General features: G+C 58.4%; 18 protein-coding genes and 1 tRNA gene. 14 read left to right on the top strand and 5 right to left on the bottom strand.

What is annotated here, in order from left to right; translation table 11 throughout:
- The 3 genes from QKD99_RS02135 to QKD99_RS02125 form a co-directional block, all read left to right on the top strand.
- A partial coding sequence (locus tag QKD99_RS02135) for an HNH endonuclease signature motif containing protein (protein WP_347950582.1) occupies positions 1 to 355 on the top strand: 355 nt, incomplete at its 5' end.
- Between the two features lie 144 nt (positions 356 to 499).
- A complete protein-coding gene (locus QKD99_RS02130) occupies positions 500 to 1,228 on the top strand; it encodes an ABC transporter ATP-binding protein (protein WP_284768771.1) in 729 nt (242 codons plus the stop codon).
- Positions 1,229 to 3,772 (top strand): FtsX-like permease family protein, encoded by a 2,544-nt coding sequence (locus QKD99_RS02125; protein ID WP_347950581.1) that lies wholly within the window; start codon positions 1,229 to 1,231, stop codon positions 3,770 to 3,772. It abuts the gene before it with no gap.
- A gap of 50 nt (positions 3,773 to 3,822) precedes the next feature.
- Here QKD99_RS02125 and QKD99_RS02120 read toward each other — a convergent pair whose 3' ends face one another.
- The 3 genes from QKD99_RS02120 to QKD99_RS02110 are packed head-to-tail and all read right to left on the bottom strand — an operon-like array spanning position 3,823 to position 5,913.
- On the bottom strand, positions 3,823 to 4,182 hold the full coding sequence (locus QKD99_RS02120) for a CrcB family protein (RefSeq protein WP_239274294.1): 360 nt from the start codon (positions 4,180 to 4,182) through the stop codon (positions 3,823 to 3,825).
- Entirely contained in the window at positions 4,179 to 4,481 is a 303-nt protein-coding gene (locus QKD99_RS02115) for a fluoride efflux transporter family protein (protein ID WP_269953659.1), read from the bottom strand. Before QKD99_RS02115 ends, QKD99_RS02120 begins: the two co-directional genes overlap by 4 nt.
- A gap of 10 nt (positions 4,482 to 4,491) precedes the next feature.
- Positions 4,492 to 5,913 (bottom strand): sodium:alanine symporter family protein, encoded by a 1,422-nt coding sequence (locus QKD99_RS02110; protein WP_347950580.1) that lies wholly within the window; start codon positions 5,911 to 5,913, stop codon positions 4,492 to 4,494.
- A gap of 136 nt (positions 5,914 to 6,049) precedes the next feature.
- On the opposite strand from QKD99_RS02110, the gene pgm reads away from it, so the two are divergent.
- The 4 genes from pgm to QKD99_RS02090 all read left to right on the top strand — a co-directional run bounded on the left by pgm (position 6,050) and on the right by QKD99_RS02090 (position 9,100).
- Positions 6,050 to 7,666 (top strand): phosphoglucomutase (alpha-D-glucose-1,6-bisphosphate-dependent), encoded by a 1,617-nt coding sequence (pgm, locus tag QKD99_RS02105; RefSeq protein ID WP_347950579.1) that lies wholly within the window; start codon positions 6,050 to 6,052, stop codon positions 7,664 to 7,666.
- Between the two features lie 16 nt (positions 7,667 to 7,682).
- Positions 7,683 to 8,147: a MauE/DoxX family redox-associated membrane protein gene (locus QKD99_RS02100; RefSeq protein WP_239278422.1), complete on the top strand. Its 465-nt coding sequence runs from the start codon at positions 7,683 to 7,685 to the stop codon at positions 8,145 to 8,147.
- A gap of 54 nt (positions 8,148 to 8,201) precedes the next feature.
- On the top strand, positions 8,202 to 8,951 hold the full coding sequence (locus tag QKD99_RS02095; protein WP_284767060.1) for a thioredoxin domain-containing protein: 750 nt from the start codon (positions 8,202 to 8,204) through the stop codon (positions 8,949 to 8,951).
- A gap of 76 nt (positions 8,952 to 9,027) precedes the next feature.
- A tRNA-Ala gene (locus QKD99_RS02090) sits at positions 9,028 to 9,100 on the top strand.
- A 52-nt stretch (positions 9,101 to 9,152) separates the two neighbouring features.
- On the opposite strand, the gene QKD99_RS02085 is transcribed toward QKD99_RS02090, so the two are convergent.
- Positions 9,153 to 10,061 (bottom strand): NAD(P)/FAD-dependent oxidoreductase, encoded by a 909-nt coding sequence (locus tag QKD99_RS02085; RefSeq protein WP_347950578.1) that lies wholly within the window; start codon positions 10,059 to 10,061, stop codon positions 9,153 to 9,155.
- 80 nt (positions 10,062 to 10,141) lie between these two features.
- Between QKD99_RS02085 and QKD99_RS02080 the strand changes: the two genes are divergently transcribed.
- Both QKD99_RS02080 and QKD99_RS02075 read left to right on the top strand, forming a co-directional pair.
- On the top strand, positions 10,142 to 10,516 hold the full coding sequence (locus QKD99_RS02080; protein ID WP_347950577.1) for a DUF805 domain-containing protein: 375 nt from the start codon (positions 10,142 to 10,144) through the stop codon (positions 10,514 to 10,516).
- Between the two features lie 30 nt (positions 10,517 to 10,546).
- Positions 10,547 to 11,272: a fructosamine kinase family protein gene (locus tag QKD99_RS02075; RefSeq protein ID WP_347950576.1), complete on the top strand. Its 726-nt coding sequence runs from the start codon at positions 10,547 to 10,549 to the stop codon at positions 11,270 to 11,272.
- On the opposite strand, the gene nadE is transcribed toward QKD99_RS02075, so the two are convergent.
- A complete protein-coding gene (nadE, locus tag QKD99_RS02070; RefSeq protein ID WP_347950575.1) occupies positions 11,269 to 12,090 on the bottom strand; it encodes an ammonia-dependent NAD(+) synthetase in 822 nt (273 codons plus the stop codon). The genes QKD99_RS02075 and nadE overlap by 4 nt on opposite strands.
- Positions 12,091 to 12,117: 27 nt before the next feature.
- Between nadE and QKD99_RS02065 the strand changes: the two genes are divergently transcribed.
- The 5 genes from QKD99_RS02065 to nrdI all read left to right on the top strand — a co-directional run bounded on the left by QKD99_RS02065 (position 12,118) and on the right by nrdI (position 15,787).
- Positions 12,118 to 13,473, top strand: coding sequence for a sugar porter family MFS transporter (locus QKD99_RS02065; RefSeq protein ID WP_347950574.1), 1,356 nt, complete (start codon positions 12,118 to 12,120; stop codon positions 13,471 to 13,473).
- Between the two features lie 120 nt (positions 13,474 to 13,593).
- Positions 13,594 to 13,716 carry a type B 50S ribosomal protein L36 gene (gene ykgO / locus QKD99_RS02060; protein WP_003847162.1) on the top strand — a complete coding sequence of 41 codons (123 nt, stop codon included), beginning with the start codon at positions 13,594 to 13,596 and terminating at the stop codon, positions 13,714 to 13,716.
- Between the two features lie 165 nt (positions 13,717 to 13,881).
- Positions 13,882 to 14,787 (top strand): alpha/beta fold hydrolase, encoded by a 906-nt coding sequence (locus tag QKD99_RS02055; protein WP_347950573.1) that lies wholly within the window; start codon positions 13,882 to 13,884, stop codon positions 14,785 to 14,787.
- A gap of 306 nt (positions 14,788 to 15,093) precedes the next feature.
- The gene (gene nrdH / locus QKD99_RS02050) at positions 15,094 to 15,333 is read left to right on the top strand and encodes a glutaredoxin-like protein NrdH (RefSeq protein WP_198491999.1); all 240 of its coding nucleotides are present in this window, start codon (positions 15,094 to 15,096) and stop codon (positions 15,331 to 15,333) included.
- 22 nt (positions 15,334 to 15,355) lie between these two features.
- A complete protein-coding gene (gene nrdI / locus QKD99_RS02045) occupies positions 15,356 to 15,787 on the top strand; it encodes a class Ib ribonucleoside-diphosphate reductase assembly flavoprotein NrdI (protein ID WP_150850756.1) in 432 nt (143 codons plus the stop codon).
- Positions 15,788 to 15,836 lie beyond the last annotated feature (49 nt).

Here is a 15,836-nt window from a genome sequence, read left to right as displayed (position 1 = left end):
CACCGACATCCGCGCCTACACCCAAGGCAGAGACGCCACCTGCCGCTGGCCCGGCTGCACCATCCCCGCCACCAGGTGCCAACTCGACCACCGCATCGAATACCACCTCGGCGGGCCTACCAGCCCAGATAATTTAGTCAACCTCTGCCAACACCACCACAACATCAAAACCGACCGCAGAATCCACTACATCCTCGACCCCATCACCGGAACCATCGCCTGGCTACACCGAGACGGCACCTACCAACTAGACCACCCCACCGGACCACTAACCACACACCACACCCACTGGAACCACACCTGGGCCCAATACCTCACACACCAACAACAAAAAGAGGGAAGGGCTAGAGGGTAGGCCGGAGCCCCGCGGTGTGTGACCAGGAGAACGGTCGTGCCAGGCTTTTGCATGCCGTTTTCCTCCTCAGGGATGATGTTGGACGGAGGCCACGGTCGCTAGACTTAAATAGGTAATTTCCCATTTACAAGGAGAATTTGTCTCATGACTGATGCTGCGGCTCGCGCCGTTGACTTGTTTAAGCAATACGGAAGCGATGACACAGCCGTCGTCGCTCTTGATCATGTATCCATTGAATTTGGCAAGAACGAATTTACTGCGATCATGGGCCCGTCGGGTTCCGGTAAGTCGACGCTGATGCACACCATGGCTGGTCTCGATTCAGCGACTTCCGGATCAGCATTTATCGGTGATACCGATATGTCGGCGCTCAACGACAAAGACATTACGGCGCTGCGTCGTGACCGGCTGGGCTTTATTTTCCAGTCCTTTAACCTTGTGCCCACGCTGACTGCGGCGGAAAACATTACGCTGCCCACGGATATTGCGGGCAAGGGCGTCGATAAGCAGTGGTTTGAGGAGGTTACTAGCCGCCTTGGCCTAGCGGAGCGCCTGGAACACCGCCCAGCTGAACTGTCTGGCGGACAGCAGCAGCGCGTGGCCTGTGCTCGTGCATTGGTTTCTCGGCCGGAAATCATCTTTGGCGATGAGCCAACGGGCAACCTGGATTCGAATTCTTCGGCCGAGGTGCTCGATATTCTGCGAACCGCGGTGGATAAGGACAACCAAACAGTGGTCATCGTCACACACGATGCCAAGGCCGCCTCGTATGCGGACCGGGTGGTTTTCCTTGCTGACGGCAAGCTTGTGAATGAGTTGCACAATCCGACGATGGAGGCCATTCACCAGGTAATGGCGGAGATTGAGGGCTAAATGGCACGCGGAAACGCAATGCGCAGAGTATCTCTGCGTAATATTGTGGCGCATAAGTTGCGCCTTGGGCTGACGATTCTCGCGGTAGTTTTGGGCACTGCGTTTATTGCCGGCTCGTTTATGTTCACCAATTCGCTGAAGTCGACGTTTGACTCCGCTGTGGATAATCAGTTCCGCGGCGTGGATGCAGTGGTGAGCCAAAAGGACGACAATGGCGCGAAACTGGATGACAAGCTGCGTCAGAAGCTGGCTGACGATAAGGATGTTAAAAACATCAATATCGCGGATTCGGAGACCGTTGTCGCGGCCGATGAGAACTCGGAAGCCTATCAAACCCAGGGCGGCACGGCCAGTGTTGTCCCGTTCTATCCAGAAGACAAGGTCGTTGGCGGCGCCGATGAACTGAAGGAGGGCGAGGAGCCTAGCGGTAAGGACGAGGTCCTCATCAACTCTTCCGCGGCCGACAAGTACGACATTTCCGTGGGCCAAAAGCTGACTGTGGTTCACCCCGATGAGCAGGATACGGTTACCGTTTCTGGCATCTCGGAGCCCGCGGTAGACCAGGGCGAGAGCATCGTGCTGAGCATGGCTGAAAAGGATTACCTGGAGCGCTACGGTGAGCCGAGCCAGCTCAAGGTTTCTGCAGCCGATGGAGTGGATGCGAATGCCTTGGTGGATCACCTGAACGAGAAGTATGAAGTCAAGGCGGAGTCGGGTGAGCGCCTGGCTGAGGAGACTTCGGAGATGATGTCTTCTGCCTTGAAGTTCATCAATTACTTCCTCATCGCGTTCGGCCTGATTGCGCTGCTGGTGGGCACCTTCATTATTGCGAATACTTTCTCGATGATTGTCGCGCAGCGCACTAAGGAGTTCGCTCTCTTGCGTGCGCTGGGTGCTTCCCGTCGCCAGATTACAAACTCGGTGGTGGTGGAGTCTGCCATTGTTGGTGTTCTGGGGTCCATTGTTGGCGTGGTTGCCGGTATGGGATTGGTCGCAATCATTAAGGCAGTGATGAGCGCGCAGGGAATGCCTCTCGATGGCGGCTTGGGCCTGAGCGTCTCGGCCATCGTAGTTCCAATCATTTTGGGCACTATCGTGACGGTTGTATCTGCATGGGCGCCGGCACGGCGCGCGGGCCGCGTGCAGCCGGTTGAGGCCATGCGCACTACCGAATCTGCTTCCGGAACTTCCCTGAAGGTACGCACGATTTTCGGTGCCATTATCTTGCTGGTAGGTATTGTTGCGGCGTTGGCAGGCGTGCTTTCCGACGGCGAGACGAACGTCCGCGCCATCCTTGTCGGCGTCGGCGCATTCGGTGTCATCGTGGGATTCTTCCTGGCCGGCCCTGCTTTGTCGCTGCCTTTGGTGCCGACGGTGGGCAAGGCAATCGGTGCACCGTTTGGCGCTATTGGTTCACTGGCGGCGACTAACTCGCGACGCAATCCGCGCCGCACCGCCGCCACTGCCTTCGCGCTAACTTTGGGCGTGGCTCTGGTGACCGCCATTGGCATGCTCGGCGCAACGATGAAGTCTTCCGTGGCCGATACTGTGGAGCAAAACATCACTTCTGATTACCTGCTTTCCGGCCCTAGCTCCGGTGAGTTCCCGACGCCGAAGGACACGGGTAAACGCGCGGCGGAGGCCGAGGGCGTCGATAAGGTGATTACCGTCGGTATGGCTCCGGTGGCCGTCGATGGTCAGGCATCGATGGACTATGGTCCACAATTCCAACAAACGATGACTGCGGATGGAGATCCGTCGTCGATGATTGCGCTCGATATGGTCGAGGGCGATGCCAACTTGGAGAAGGGCTTCATTGCTTCCGAGGACTTTGCCAAGGAACACGGCTGGAAGGTAGGAGAGACCTACAAGGTTACTTCTGCGGAAAAGGACAAGAAGGCCGATGCCAAGCTGGTCGGTACCTTTAAGCCCACCGATGTGGTCCAGAATATGGTCCTTTCGCAGGATGTGGCGGAAAAGGTCGCACCGAAGAAATCCTTTACCGTCCAAATGGTGGGCGTCTTGGGCCAGGAAGACTATGACAAGGAAGAACTGCGCCACAACCTAGAGGACTCGGTCAAGGATTTGGTCGTGGTTCAGGTTAATTCTGGCGAGGAGTATGCGGGCCAAGCCGCCGGATTCATCGACCAGATGCTTTCCATCCTGTATGGCCTACTTGCCCTAGCGGTGATTATTGCCGTTCTGGGTATTGTCAATACCTTGACCCTGGGTGTTATTGAGCGACGCCAGGAGATCGGTATGCTGCGTGCCGTGGGTACGCAGCGTCGCCAGATCCGCACGATGATCACTCTTGAGTCGGTGCAGATTGCGCTCTTTGGTGCGGTGATGGGCATCCTTATCGGCCTCGGCTTGGGCTGGTCCTTTATCAAGATTCTCGGTGATGAGGGATTGGATTCCGCGCAGATTCCGTGGGCGATGGTGCTCATTATGCTGGTGGGCTCGGCCATCGTCGGCATTATTGCGGCAGTATGGCCGTCGAACCGTGCGGCAAAGACACCGCCATTGGAGGCAATCGCAGACTAGGTATACAGCTAATGGTCTCATTCTTCGCGCGGAGAATGAGACCATTTTGCTTATATGCCGTGATAAATGCGTGCCGCCCAGATGGTGCCGCGCCAGGCTAAAACGATGCCGAGGCCGATGGTCCAGAAGAGATATTTGCTAAGCCGCCACCACTCCTTGCGTTTGATCATTTCTCCCAGTTCCTTCGCCAATGTGGACCAGGTGGACAGGCCGCCGGCTAGGCCGAGGGCGAGGAAGGGGTGGATAAGGGGGGCGTCGGCAAGCTGGGCGAAACCATAGGCCAGGCCAAGGGCTAGGGAGCCCAAAATATTCGCCACGAAAGTGCAGTAGGGGGCGGGCACAAGCCGAGTAAAGCCATAGCGCAGGCTGCCACCAACGAAGCCGCCGAGAAGGACCCAGATAAGATTCATCGCAGCTTGTCACCTGCCAGGTAGCCGCCCACGCAGCCGATAATGGTGGCTAGGGCATAGACTAAAGCGATGGTCCAATGGGCCTCGGAAGTCAGGAAAGCGAAGGTGGCAAAGCTAGTGAAACCGCCGAGCACGCCGGTGCCCCAAAAAGGGCCGGGGCGGAAGTAGCCCATGAGCGCGCTGCCGAGAATATTAATGATGAGCAGCGGGATCATGCCGCCGCCGAGCGCTACGGAAAGCAAGTATCTGGCAGCCGCACCGAGCGCAGCGCCAGCACCCACGACGAGGAATTGAGGCATGCGGCCTATGTTACTTCCAGTTCATCCCTTGGGACTCTACGAACGCGCGCACCTCATCCACTGGCTTATTGAGCTTGGGGTCGAAGGCTAGGTAGGCCTTGGTCTCGCGGGCCACAAGGCCGGAGAGGAGGAGCAAGCCAATGAGGTTCGGGATGGCGATGAGACCGTTAGCCAGATCGGAGAAGGTCCAAGCGAGCTCGAGTTCCGAGACGGAGCCGACAAAAAGGAGACAGGCGAAGAACATGCGGTAGGGGATGGAAGCTTTGCGCCCGCACAGGGATTCCAGGGAACGCTCGCCGTAATACGCCCAGGCCATGATGGTGGAAAAGGCAAAGAAAATAATGGAGAGCGAAACGATGGTGCCGCCCCAATCTCCCGGCAGTACGCGGGAGAAGGCCTCGGCCGTCATGATTCCGGCCTCGTCGCGGCCCATATCCCAGGTGCCGCCTACAACAATGACCAAGCCGGTGATGGTGACCACGATGATGGTGTCGATGAAGGTCTGGGTCATCGATACCAACCCCTGGCGCGCTGGGTGCGGGGTCTTGGCGGCCGCGGCGGCGATGGCGGCGGAGCCCATGCCGGACTCATTGGAGAAAATGCCGCGGGCAACACCGTATTGAATGGCCATCATGATGGTGGAGCCCACGAACCCGCCACCTGCGGCGGTGCCGGTGAAGGCATCGCTGAAGATCATGGCGAAGGCTGCGGGGATCTCCGTGGCGTGCGAGAAGATCACATAGAGCCCGCCCAGGACGTAGACGATGATCATCAACGGGACGAAGGCGGCGGTAATGCGCCCAATAGCCTGGATTCCGCCGAGGAGTACGGATCCCACCAAGACGAAGAGGATCGCGCCGGTGGCCGCCGGGGCGATGCCGAACGTCGATTCCATATTGGTGGCCACAGCATTGGCTTGGGCGAGGTTGCCGATGCCAAAGGACGCGCAAATTGCAAAGATGGCAAAGAATACTGCTAGTACCGAGCCGAGTGGTCCGGGGATGCCACGCTTCAGGTACTGCTGCGGCCCACCGGACATCTCGCCCTTGGAATCCGTGGTGCGAAAACGCACGCCCAGGTAGGCCTCGGTGTACTTGGACGCCATGCCCACGAGGCCGGTAATCCAGATCCATACCAGTGCGCCAGGGCCGCCGATGGACAACGCGGTGGCCACGCCCACGATATTTCCCACTCCCACGGTGGCGGCAAGGGCGGTGGTCAGCGCCTGATAATTGGAAATATCACCCTCAGTGGAGTCGTCGCCGGAGTCGCTGGCGAAGACGTGGCGCAGTGCGCGGCCGAGTGCGCGAAACTGGAGTCCGCCCAAACGAATGGTCAGCCACAGGCCGGTGCCCAACAGGAGGGGAATGAGGATGAACGGTCCCCACACCACGGTGCTGATGGCGGAGAGGATGGAATTAAGCGAGTCCATTCTGTAAATCTAGCGAACTATAGAAATGGAGTAAATTTGCCCATACCCCCAGCCGGGGGAATATTCGTCCTGCGCAACTACGGGAGAGCAGGCAAGCTGGGATGGCATACCACCCCAACCCTTCAAGGAGTACGCCATGGCCCACGAGCGCGCCGGCACGCTGGCACGGCCCGCGGATCTTATTGATATCGCAGAATTGGTCACCGCCTACTACACCCGTACCCCGGACGCCGATAACCCGGATCAGCAGGTGTCCTTCGGTACCTCAGGCCACCGCGGCTCCGCGCTGGATCGAGCCTTTAATGAGGCTCATATCCTAGCGATTACCCAAGCCATTGTGGATTACCGCGCGGAACAAGGCGTTGCTGGGGCGATTTTCATCGGCCGCGATACCCACGCGCTGTCCGAGCCTGCCATGGTCTCCGCCCTTGAGGTGCTGCTGGCCAATGGGGTGGAGGTTCGCGTCGACGAGCGCGGCCGCTACACGCCGACCCCAGCGGTCTCCCATGCCATCCTGACCCACCCTGGCGCCGATGGCATCGTGATTACCCCGTCCCATAATCCTCCCCGCGATGGCGGCTTCAAGTACAACCCGCCTACCGGTGGCCCGGCCGACGCTCAGGCCACGGATTGGATTGCGGGCCGCGCGAACGAGTACCTGCGCGCTGGGCTGGAGGGTGTGAAGCGGACGTCTGTCGCGGGCGTGCTGGACGAGCGCTGCGTGAAGCACGACTACGTGCACAACTACGTGGCTGACCTGAAGAACGTGGTGGATATGCAGGCCATTAAAGAATCCGGCCTGCTCATCGGCGCCGATCCCATGGGTGGCGCTTCCGTGGATTATTGGCAGGCCATCGCTGACCATTACGAGCTCAACGTGACCGTGGTGAATCCGGAGGTGGATTCCACTTTCCGCTTTATGACCTTGGATACGGATGGAAAGATCCGCATGGATTGCTCCTCGCCGGATGCTATGGCCTCGCTTATTGACGCCCGCTCTAAGTTCGACCTTGCCACCGGCAACGACGCCGACGCGGACCGCCATGGCATTGTCACTCCCGATGCCGGACTCATGAACCCCAATCACTACCTCGCCGTGGCTATCGAGTACCTCTTTAGTCACCGCCCGCAGTGGGGGAGTGCCGGTGTGGGAAAGACCCTGGTGTCTTCCTCCATGATCGATCGCGTGGTGAAAAGCCTAGACCGCGAATTGGTGGAGGTGCCCGTCGGCTTTAAGTGGTTTGTACCGGGGTTGCTCGAAGGCACCATTGGTTTCGGTGGCGAGGAGTCTGCCGGGGCGTCTTTCCTGCGCTTCGATGGCTCCGTGTGGTCCACCGATAAGGACGGCATCATTATGGATCTACTCGCCGCGGAGATTACCGCCGTCACCGGCAAGACTCCGTCCCAGCGCTACGCAGAACTGGCGGAGAAATTCGGCGCCCCAGCCTATGCCCGCACCGACGCCCCCGCGAACCGCGAGCAGAAGGCCATCCTCAAGAAGCTGTCTCCTGAAAAAGTTTCCGCCACGGAGCTAGCAGGCGAGGACATCGTGGCCAAGCTGACGGAGGCACCCGGCAACGGTGCGGCCATCGGCGGCCTGAAGGTAGCGACGAAAAATGCCTGGTTCGCCGCTCGTCCTTCCGGCACTGAAGATAAGTACAAAATCTATGCCGAATCTTTCTTGGGTGAGGAACATCTCAAGCAGGTGCAAGCGGAAGCACAGGCAGTTGTTTCCCATGTATTAGGGGTTTAACGCTACACTCAACCTCGTGAGTAGCAAGATTAATGGGAAGCTGGTGCTTGATGTCATCAGCTTCATTGCCCGCTTTGGCATGGCCTGGGTGTGGATTGACGCCGGCGTGCATAAGCTTGGCAAGACCCTAGACATGACCCAGGCCATCAAGGGCTATGACATCTTTACTCCCGATTGGGCCGGCTACCTCGCCATTGTCATTGGTCCGCTCGAAATCATCGGTGGCGTGCTGCTGCTGCTCGGGCTATTCCTGCGCCAGTCCTCCATCGTGGCTACCTGCGTGATGCTGCTCTTTATGGTGGGCATCGCACAAGCTTGGGCCCGTGGACTGGATATTGACTGCGGCTGCTTTGGCTATGACGCCCAAAACCCTGACCGAGGAATGGATTATGCGAAGACGCTGCTGCGCGACGCCGCATTTCTATTCCTGACCCTATGGACCATCAAGCGCCCCTTCACTAAGTTTGCCCTTCACCCCTAGCAGGTGGGCAAGGTAGGCTGATCGAGTCCGAAGAATTGCAAAGGCAAGGTTCAAATGAGCAAAGTAACTGACCCGAACGCCAAGGGTGGCAACGGTTTTATCTGGGGAGTCGGAGTACTCCTCGTTATCATTGCCGTAGTTATCGGCTACATCGTGTGGAATGGCAAGCAGTCGTCCACGGATTCTGTCGATGCCCTTGACGCCAAGGACGTAAATATGTCCATGGAGTACAACGACGGTGCTATTACCCTTAAGTCTGAAAGCGCCAAGAAGGGCACCCCTGAGGTGGATCTCTACGAAGACTACTCCTGCCCGCACTGTGCCGAACTGGCTCAGGCCACCGACGGTGACATGCAGAAGGCCATCGAAGACGGCAAGCTGATCGTCCACGTGCGTACCCTCAACTTCTTGGATGGCGAGGATATTGAGAACCAGGAGGGATACTCCACTAAGGCGGCAGCCGCTATGTCCGAGCTGGCCAAGTCTGGTGATATCAAGACCTACTGGAACCTGCGTGACTACATGCTGCAGAACCAGCAAAAGGTGGCTACTTCGTGGGATATCAAGGATATTGCTGACGCCGCCAAGGAGTTTGGCGCGGACGATGATGTCGTTGATTCCATGAAGGATGTGGACGTCAAGCAGGGCAATAAGGTGGCGAAGACCAACTACGACAAGCTGGATAAGGAAACCGGAACCGTATCTTCGCCGCGCATCATCAAGGATGGCAAGGATGTTCCATCAGAAAAGGATCAAAAGGCCGGCAAGAACCTGGGTGACTGGGTAGAAATCGTCACCAAGTAGCAGGCGATTTGGAGAGTTAAATACCCTCCATGTATATTTAAGCGAGTTGCAGCCCACAGGGTTGCACCTCGTTTGAGGGGCTATGGCGCAGCTGGTAGCGCACCACACTGGCAGTGTGGGGGTCACGGGTTCGAATCCCGTTAGCTCCACAATATAGGGGAGAGGAACATTAGTTCCTCTCCTTTTTCTTGTTGCGGTGGGCTAGAGCTCCGCTAGATCCTCATCGAGCATGCGCTGATCGATGGCGATGCCCACGGCCGCGCCGCTGCCCATCGCTTGCGAGACTTGGTCCGGTGAGCTGACCACATTGCCGGCCGCCCACAGGCGCGATACCGAGGTCTGGCCATGCTCTACGCTGACCCACCCGTTGGCTGATTCGCAGCCAGCATCCTGCAGCAGTGCGTCATTGGGCAGAAAATCGGGCCCAGTAAAGCATGCTTCGTAGACGTCTTCACCAGTAGTGCTTTGCACTACTACGCCGGTTGACGATGTCTCCTCTGGCCGGAGCTGTGTCACTTTCGCATCGTTTACCTTTACGCCTAATCCGGCGAGTTGAGTGCGATCAAGATCGGTGAGCTCAAGGCCATTGGGGTAAAAGGTCAGCGTGTCCGTCCACGTGGACAGCAGCTTGCTGATCCGGATGGTAAAAGGCGGATTCGCGCCGCCGATGAGCGCAACCTTCTTTCCGGTGACTTCGTAGCCATGGCAGTAAGGGCAGTGAAAGACCCTGGTGCCCCACAAATCGCTCAGGCCGGGAACTGCAGGGAGCTTGTCCGTGAGCCCCGTCGCGACGAGAACGTGGCGGGATTCAAGAACCTCGCCGCTGCCAAGCTTTGCTTGCCAAGGCTCGCACTCAGAATCCCGGGTGAGTTTCTCCACCGAGCCCTGGGTAATGGTTCCACCGAATTTCCCCACCTCCGCGTGGCCGCGCTGAAGCAGTTCGGCGGGAGCCGCGCCATCGAGGCCAAGGATGCCGTGGGCATGTTCGCTGAAGCGATTCCGGGGAGCGCCGGAATCGATTAACCGAATTTTTCGGTTAGCGCGGGCCAAGGTGATGGCCGCAGCGGTGCCGGCAAAGCCACCGCCGATGATGATGACGTCCGAGTACATTGCTCCTCCTTTATAGGAAGTGGGTAGCATGGTGCGCAGCCGAGTATATGCAGTCAACATCGAAGGGGCTCGCGCGCAGAATGACTGATGATTCCACCGAGTTCTTTACACGCGAAGCGATCTATGGGGCGTCGCCTGTACGGGCGGTGGGCAGGTTCTTTGTAAAGTATTTCGACTTCCGTGGCCGTGCGTCCATGAGTGAGTTTTGGTGGGTTTTCGGTTTCCTCGTGCTGAGTTCTGTGGCAATCGGCATTATCGATCGGCACTTTGGCGTGGATTTTGAGACTATTGCCGAGGCGGTACTTGTGATTCCAGTCGTTTCTTTGATGTGCCGGCGGCTGCACGATTCCGGGAGGTCGGGGTTGTTATGCCTGATTGGGCTCATTCCGGTGTTCGGTGGAATCGCCTTGCTCTTTATGATGGCTCTGCCCACGCGCGAGTACGCGGCGCTTTAAAAATTTCCTTGCCAGATTAGGCTGGGCGGCATGCAGACTTTTTCAAAGCGAGTACGCGACAGAGATCAAGCAGGTGCCGAGGCTGCCGGGCTGCGGTGGCTCGGGGAAGCCACCGACGCGGTGGTCAACGTCGTGAGCTCCGACGGGCTAGAAATCGTTACCGAGCGCGTGGACGAGGTCATGCCTACGCCGGAGGCGGCGCGGACATTTGGTGCGGAGCTGGCGCGCATGCACCGTGGGGGAGCCGAAGCGTTTGGCGCGCCTCCTACCGGGTGGGAAGGCAAGAACTTCATCGGCAGTATCGAACAGGACTGCATCCCGACGGATAATTGGGGCGAGTTCTATGTTGAACAGCGAGTGCTGCCCTTCGCGGAACTAGCGGGGATTAGTGCAGCGCAGTTGGACTTGGTAAGGCGTGCCTGCGATGCCATCGCCGCGCGCAGTTGGGATGTGGCGCCGGCGCGCATCCACGGCGATCTATGGGCGGGCAACCTGCTTTTTGGAGCGGATGGCGGCATCATGATTGACCCCGCCGCCCATGGTGGGCACCCGCATACGGATTTGGGGATGTTGGCGCTTTTCGGGGCACCGTACCTTGAGGAGATTTTCCGGGGATATGGTGCGCCTAAGGACATCGAAAAATGGATTCCCATGCACCAGCTGCATCCGTTGGCAGTGCATGCGCTGACGCACGGCGCCAGCTATAACCGGCCGCTGGAGCGCGCGGCGGCCGCTACCTTGGAGGCGCTGGGCTAAAGGTTCGGCCCCTGCGGCATGATGCGCTTATGGGCACCGCGGCGCCATAAGGTTTCGATGCGTTCGCGGGCGGCGTCGGGAACCGCCTTGCCCTCTAGGTAGTCATCGATGTGGGCGTAGGTGACGCCGAGGGCCTCTTCGTCAGGAAGCTGAGGCTTATCGTCCTCCAAGTCCGCGGTGGGAACCTTTTCCCAGGTAGAGCGCGGGGCGCCGAGGTGCTCTAGGAGGGCGGCGCCTTGGCGCTTATTGAGGCCGGCCAAAGGGAGGAGATCTGCCGCGCCATCGCCCCACTTGGTAAAGAAGGCGGTGACGTTTTCCGCCGCGTGGTCGGTGCCGATGACTAGCGCGCCTACCTCGCCTGCGATGGCGTATTGGGAGATCATGCGCAGGCGCGCTTTGGTATTGCCGCGGTTGAAATCGGTGACGTCGGCAAGCTGCAGCGCATCCGCCACCTGTTCGTCGAGGGCCAGGGTGGCCGGCTTGATATCGACGGTGGCGCGGTGATCGGGCTGGATGAAATCCAAGGCAATCTGGGCATCGTCCTCATCGGCCTGCACGCCATGGGGCAGGCGCACGGCCCAAAACTCCGCGCCGTCGACGCGGTCCACCGCCAGCTGCGCAAGCTTTCCCGCCAAGGTGGAATCCTGGCCGCCGGAAATTCCCAGCACGTAGCCTTTAGCACCGGTGGTGCGCAGGTAGTCAACCAAGAAATCCACGCGGCGTCGCACTTCGGCTTCTGGATCGATAAAGGGGCGCACACCCAGGGCCTTTATGATGGTTTGCTGCAGGTTTTCGGCATCGTTCGACATGACGTTCATGGTAGCCGCCTGACACAATATTGTGCTGTGAATAAGGAAGTTTATGTCAAGGTAGTAGCTGGAATAGCGGCCCTGGGCGGGCTGCTATTTGGATACGACACCGGCGTGATGTCTGGTGCCTTGCTTTTTATTAGTCCCGCATTCGACATGAGTGCCCACCAAGAGGGTTGGGTGACCTCGATGCTGCTCGTGGGTGCTGCAGTAGGTGCGCTGACGGCGGGGCGCATCGCCGATAGATATGGACGCCGCTTCACGCTGATTGCAGGCGGCATCATTTTCGTGTTGGGGTCCATCTGGTGTGCGCTTTCCGGCTCGGTGGGAATGCTGGCCGCGGCGCGCACCTTTTTGGGCTTTGCCGTGGGTGCAGTGTCCATCGTGTCTCCCATGTACATCGCGGAGATCGTGCCCGCCAAGGTGCGCGGGCGCATGGTCTCGCTCAATACCCTCGCGATTGTGGTAGGCCAGTTGATGGCCTACCTGGTCAATTCCGCGCTGGCCTCTACCGGCAGCTGGGAGTGGATGCTGGGCCTAGCCGCGGTGCCGGGCCTAGCGCTGGCGCTCGGAATGGCTTTCCTACCAGAGACGCCGGTATGGCTGGCCACTAACGGGAAAATGCCCCGCGCCCAAGAGATCGCCGGGCGCGCCGGGATGGATATTTCGGATCTGACCTCGCAGGAGACTGCGCGAAAGTCCAGCGGATCCGAATGGAAGGCTCTGAAAGCTCATCGGTGGATGCAAATTACGGTGTTGCTTGCCATGTTGATGGGGCTGACGCAGCAGATTACCGGCGTCAACGCCATCGTGTACTTCGCGCCGACCATGATGAACCAGGTGGGGATATCCACTGCCAACTCGGTTTATACCTCCATCGTTATCGGCACGGTATCCGTGCTGGCTTGCTGGGTGGGGCTGAAGGTCGTGGACCGCATTGGGCGAAAGCGATTGTTGCTGATCGGCCTGACCGGCAACGTGGTCTCGCTGTTTATCCTCTCCTTTGCCTATTCTCATGCGCAGGACTCCACTGCTATGGCCATGGTCTCGTTGGTATTCATGGCGCTGTTTATCGCCTTTCAGCAGGCGGCAGTGTCGCCCACTACCTGGCTACTCATCTCCGAGCTGGTGCCGCTGCAGGTACGCGGCCTAGGCATGGGCATTGCGGGGCTCTCGCTATGGGCCACCAACTGGGCAGTGGCCCAGTACTTCCTGCCGCTAGTGGAGTGGCTGACCGGCCCAGTGGCGTTTATCGTCTTCGGAGTCTTCGGCCTCATCGCCATCGGCTACACCAAGGTTTTGGTTCCAGAGACTATGGGACGTAGCCTGGATGAGGTAGGCGAGGAAATGAAGTCGCGCTACGAGCGCGAGTCCGCACCCGTGAAGCCTTAGTGTTTTGGTATTGACGGCCGTGTGAGGTAACATTTTTCCTCGTGTCATGGCTGGGGATTCCCAGTCCGTGCTTTACTTATTCAACCGCATGTAGATTGCGCATAACGAAAGGAGCGCCCGATGAAGGTCCGTAAGTCCCTTCGGTCGCTGAAGAAGAAGCCGGGCGCCCAGGTTATTCGCCGCCACGGTAAGGTCTTCGTGATCAACAAGAAGGATCCCCGTTTCAAGGCTCGTCAGGGCTAATTGAGACGCGATTCCATCCGCTCCCTCCGGACTCCCGGAGTGGGGCGGATTTTTTCATGCGTGAGCTCCGGCACAAAGGATAAATTCTTTTAAATCCAAGTGAACATAAAGACAAATGTATGAATATAATTATTTTGTCTATCCATGCCGTGAGAAAGAAGAATAATGTCCCAGCGAATCGTTGCCGCGCTCACTGCCGCCGCACTCGGATTGTCTGCCCCAGTGGCGCATGCTGCAGAGCCACAGTGGGAATCCTCTGCGCCGGAGTCCCTTGGTATCAATGACCCGTCCTGTGTGCCTTCAGGGGACATCACTGAGCCCGTTGTGTTGCTGCATGGAACCTCGAATAATGCTTCCGTGTGGGGAAACTTGGTTCATCTCCTGCAAGATCAGGGGGCGTGCGTGTGGGCCTTTGACTACGGCGCCGATGATGTCACCTTGCAGAATATGATTCCGAGCGTCAAGGCAATTGCTGACTTGGATGATTCTGCTGCGGAAATTGCAGACCAGGTGGACTATGTACGCGAGGTCACTGGCGCGGAGAAAGTGAACTTGGTGGGCCATTCCCAGGGTGGTATGCACATCAAGACCTATACACAGATGCACGATGGGGCGGACCATGTGTCCCATGCAGTGGCGCTGGGTGGTAACTTCCACGGCACCACGCTCAATGGGCAGGGGGAGGCGCTCTCTAAAATCATTGCCTTCGCGCCCCGCCTCGCCGCCTTCTTGGCTAGCACGGCCGGCACCCAACAGGTAGTGGGGTCGGAGTTTATGCAACGGCTGAACGCCTTGCCGGACACCGCGCCAGGTGTGCTCTACACCTCCATCTACTCGCCGGCGGATATGACGGTAACTCCGAATAGTTCCTCGCAGCTGGCGGCCGTTGACGGCGCCGATGTGGTCAACCTCGACCTTGGCGAAGTCTGCGGCGTGGCCCCTCGTCACGACAAGCTGCCGACCGACCGGACGGTGTTGAGTCAGGTCATTTTTGGGCTAAAGCGTGCCCCGGGGGAGGGGCCGGACCCGGCGACCTGTGCCTCTGGTGAGCCTTCGACAGTCGGCTCTTAAGGTGACATGCCAGCCCTAAAATGTGAACTTTGACACATAAAATGGTGAACTCCAGGTAAACCTGCAGGAATTCCATTGGTGTAGTTTCATGGCTGTCCGTAGGTGTGGACAACATGTGGGGCCTGGGGGTGTGCCATCCTGGGAATACCACGGCTGTAACTACTACATATTGTGTTAGTTGCGGGCATTTCCCCCAAAGTATAGTGTCGTTGATGTTGCTCAGAGCGGCGCAGGAAGCGCCCGCATAGGCGGGAAAACGCGCCCCGCTCTGACGAATTTTTCAATGCAGGAGCTTTAAGGATCTATATGTCTATCACCGTTTACACCAAGCCAGCATGCGTCCAGTGCAATGCCACCAAGAAGGCCCTCGACCGCGCCGGTCTCGATTACAACTTGGTCGATATTTCTGTTGATGATGAAGCCCGTGACTACGTCATGGCACTGGGCTACGTTCAGGCCCCGGTAGTTGAGGCTAATGGCGAGCACTGGTCCGGTTTCCGCCCTGACCGTATCAAGGGCTTGGCTTCCGTAGCGGCATCCGCCTAAGAGGTAGGGGAGGCCAGTAGCCATGTTGGTCGTGTATTTTTCCTCCGCGACGGAAAATACGCACCGGTTCGTGCAGAAACTGGGCTTTCCCAGCGCGCGCATTCCGCTGCGCCGCACGGAGGAGCTCCTCAAGGTCAACGAACCTTATGTCTTGGTGTGCCCCACCTATGGCGGGGGCGCTTCCATCAGCCACCAAAACTCCCGGCCCGTGCCAAAGCAGGTTATTAAGTTCCTCAAAGATGAGCACAACCGCAGCCTCATTCGCGCGGTAATCGCGGGTGGCAATAGCAATTTTGGTGCCGACTTTGGCAAGGCTGGTGACGTCATCAGCGCCAAATGTAAAGTGCCCTATGTGTATCGTTTCGAGTTGCTGGGAAACGAAGACGATATAAAAATTTGTCGTGAAGGCTTATTGGCTAACGCCGCCGAGCTTGGGCTCGAGGCCGCGGCCTAGCGCCTACCACGACTTAAATAAAGATCCTGATTTTTAAGAAAGGCCTTGT

Origin of the sequence: Corynebacterium sp. c3Ub_189 (assembly GCF_039907195.1) — a bacterium.
Lineage (GTDB): Bacteria > Actinomycetota > Actinomycetes > Mycobacteriales > Mycobacteriaceae > Corynebacterium.
Note: the sequence above shows the minus strand (reverse complement) of the source record. Positions and strands in the feature narration are given on the sequence as shown.

Coding starts and splice junctions, on each gene's coding strand:
- QKD99_RS02075 (WP_347950576.1), top strand. CDS start 10,547: ATGCAGACTTTTTCAAAGCGAGTACGCGACAGAGATCAAGCAGGTGCC.
- QKD99_RS02125 (WP_347950581.1), top strand. CDS start 1,229: ATGGCACGCGGAAACGCAATGCGCAGAGTATCTCTGCGTAATATTGTG.
- nadE (WP_347950575.1), bottom strand. CDS start 12,090: ATGAACGTCATGTCGAACGATGCCGAAAACCTGCAGCAAACCATCATA.
- QKD99_RS02110 (WP_347950580.1), bottom strand. CDS start 5,913: ATGGACTCGCTTAATTCCATCCTCTCCGCCATCAGCACCGTGGTGTGG.
- QKD99_RS02095 (WP_284767060.1), top strand. CDS start 8,202: ATGAGCAAAGTAACTGACCCGAACGCCAAGGGTGGCAACGGTTTTATC.
- QKD99_RS02120 (WP_239274294.1), bottom strand. CDS start 4,182: ATGAATCTTATCTGGGTCCTTCTCGGCGGCTTCGTTGGTGGCAGCCTG.
- QKD99_RS02080 (WP_347950577.1), top strand. CDS start 10,142: ATGACTGATGATTCCACCGAGTTCTTTACACGCGAAGCGATCTATGGG.
- QKD99_RS02055 (WP_347950573.1), top strand. CDS start 13,882: ATGTCCCAGCGAATCGTTGCCGCGCTCACTGCCGCCGCACTCGGATTG.
- ykgO (WP_003847162.1), top strand. CDS start 13,594: ATGAAGGTCCGTAAGTCCCTTCGGTCGCTGAAGAAGAAGCCGGGCGCC.
- nrdH (WP_198491999.1), top strand. CDS start 15,094: ATGTCTATCACCGTTTACACCAAGCCAGCATGCGTCCAGTGCAATGCC.
- nrdI (WP_150850756.1), top strand. CDS start 15,356: ATGTTGGTCGTGTATTTTTCCTCCGCGACGGAAAATACGCACCGGTTC.
- QKD99_RS02085 (WP_347950578.1), bottom strand. CDS start 10,061: ATGTACTCGGACGTCATCATCATCGGCGGTGGCTTTGCCGGCACCGCT.
- QKD99_RS02115 (WP_269953659.1), bottom strand. CDS start 4,481: ATGCCTCAATTCCTCGTCGTGGGTGCTGGCGCTGCGCTCGGTGCGGCT.
- pgm (WP_347950579.1), top strand. CDS start 6,050: ATGGCCCACGAGCGCGCCGGCACGCTGGCACGGCCCGCGGATCTTATT.
- QKD99_RS02130 (WP_284768771.1), top strand. CDS start 500: ATGACTGATGCTGCGGCTCGCGCCGTTGACTTGTTTAAGCAATACGGA.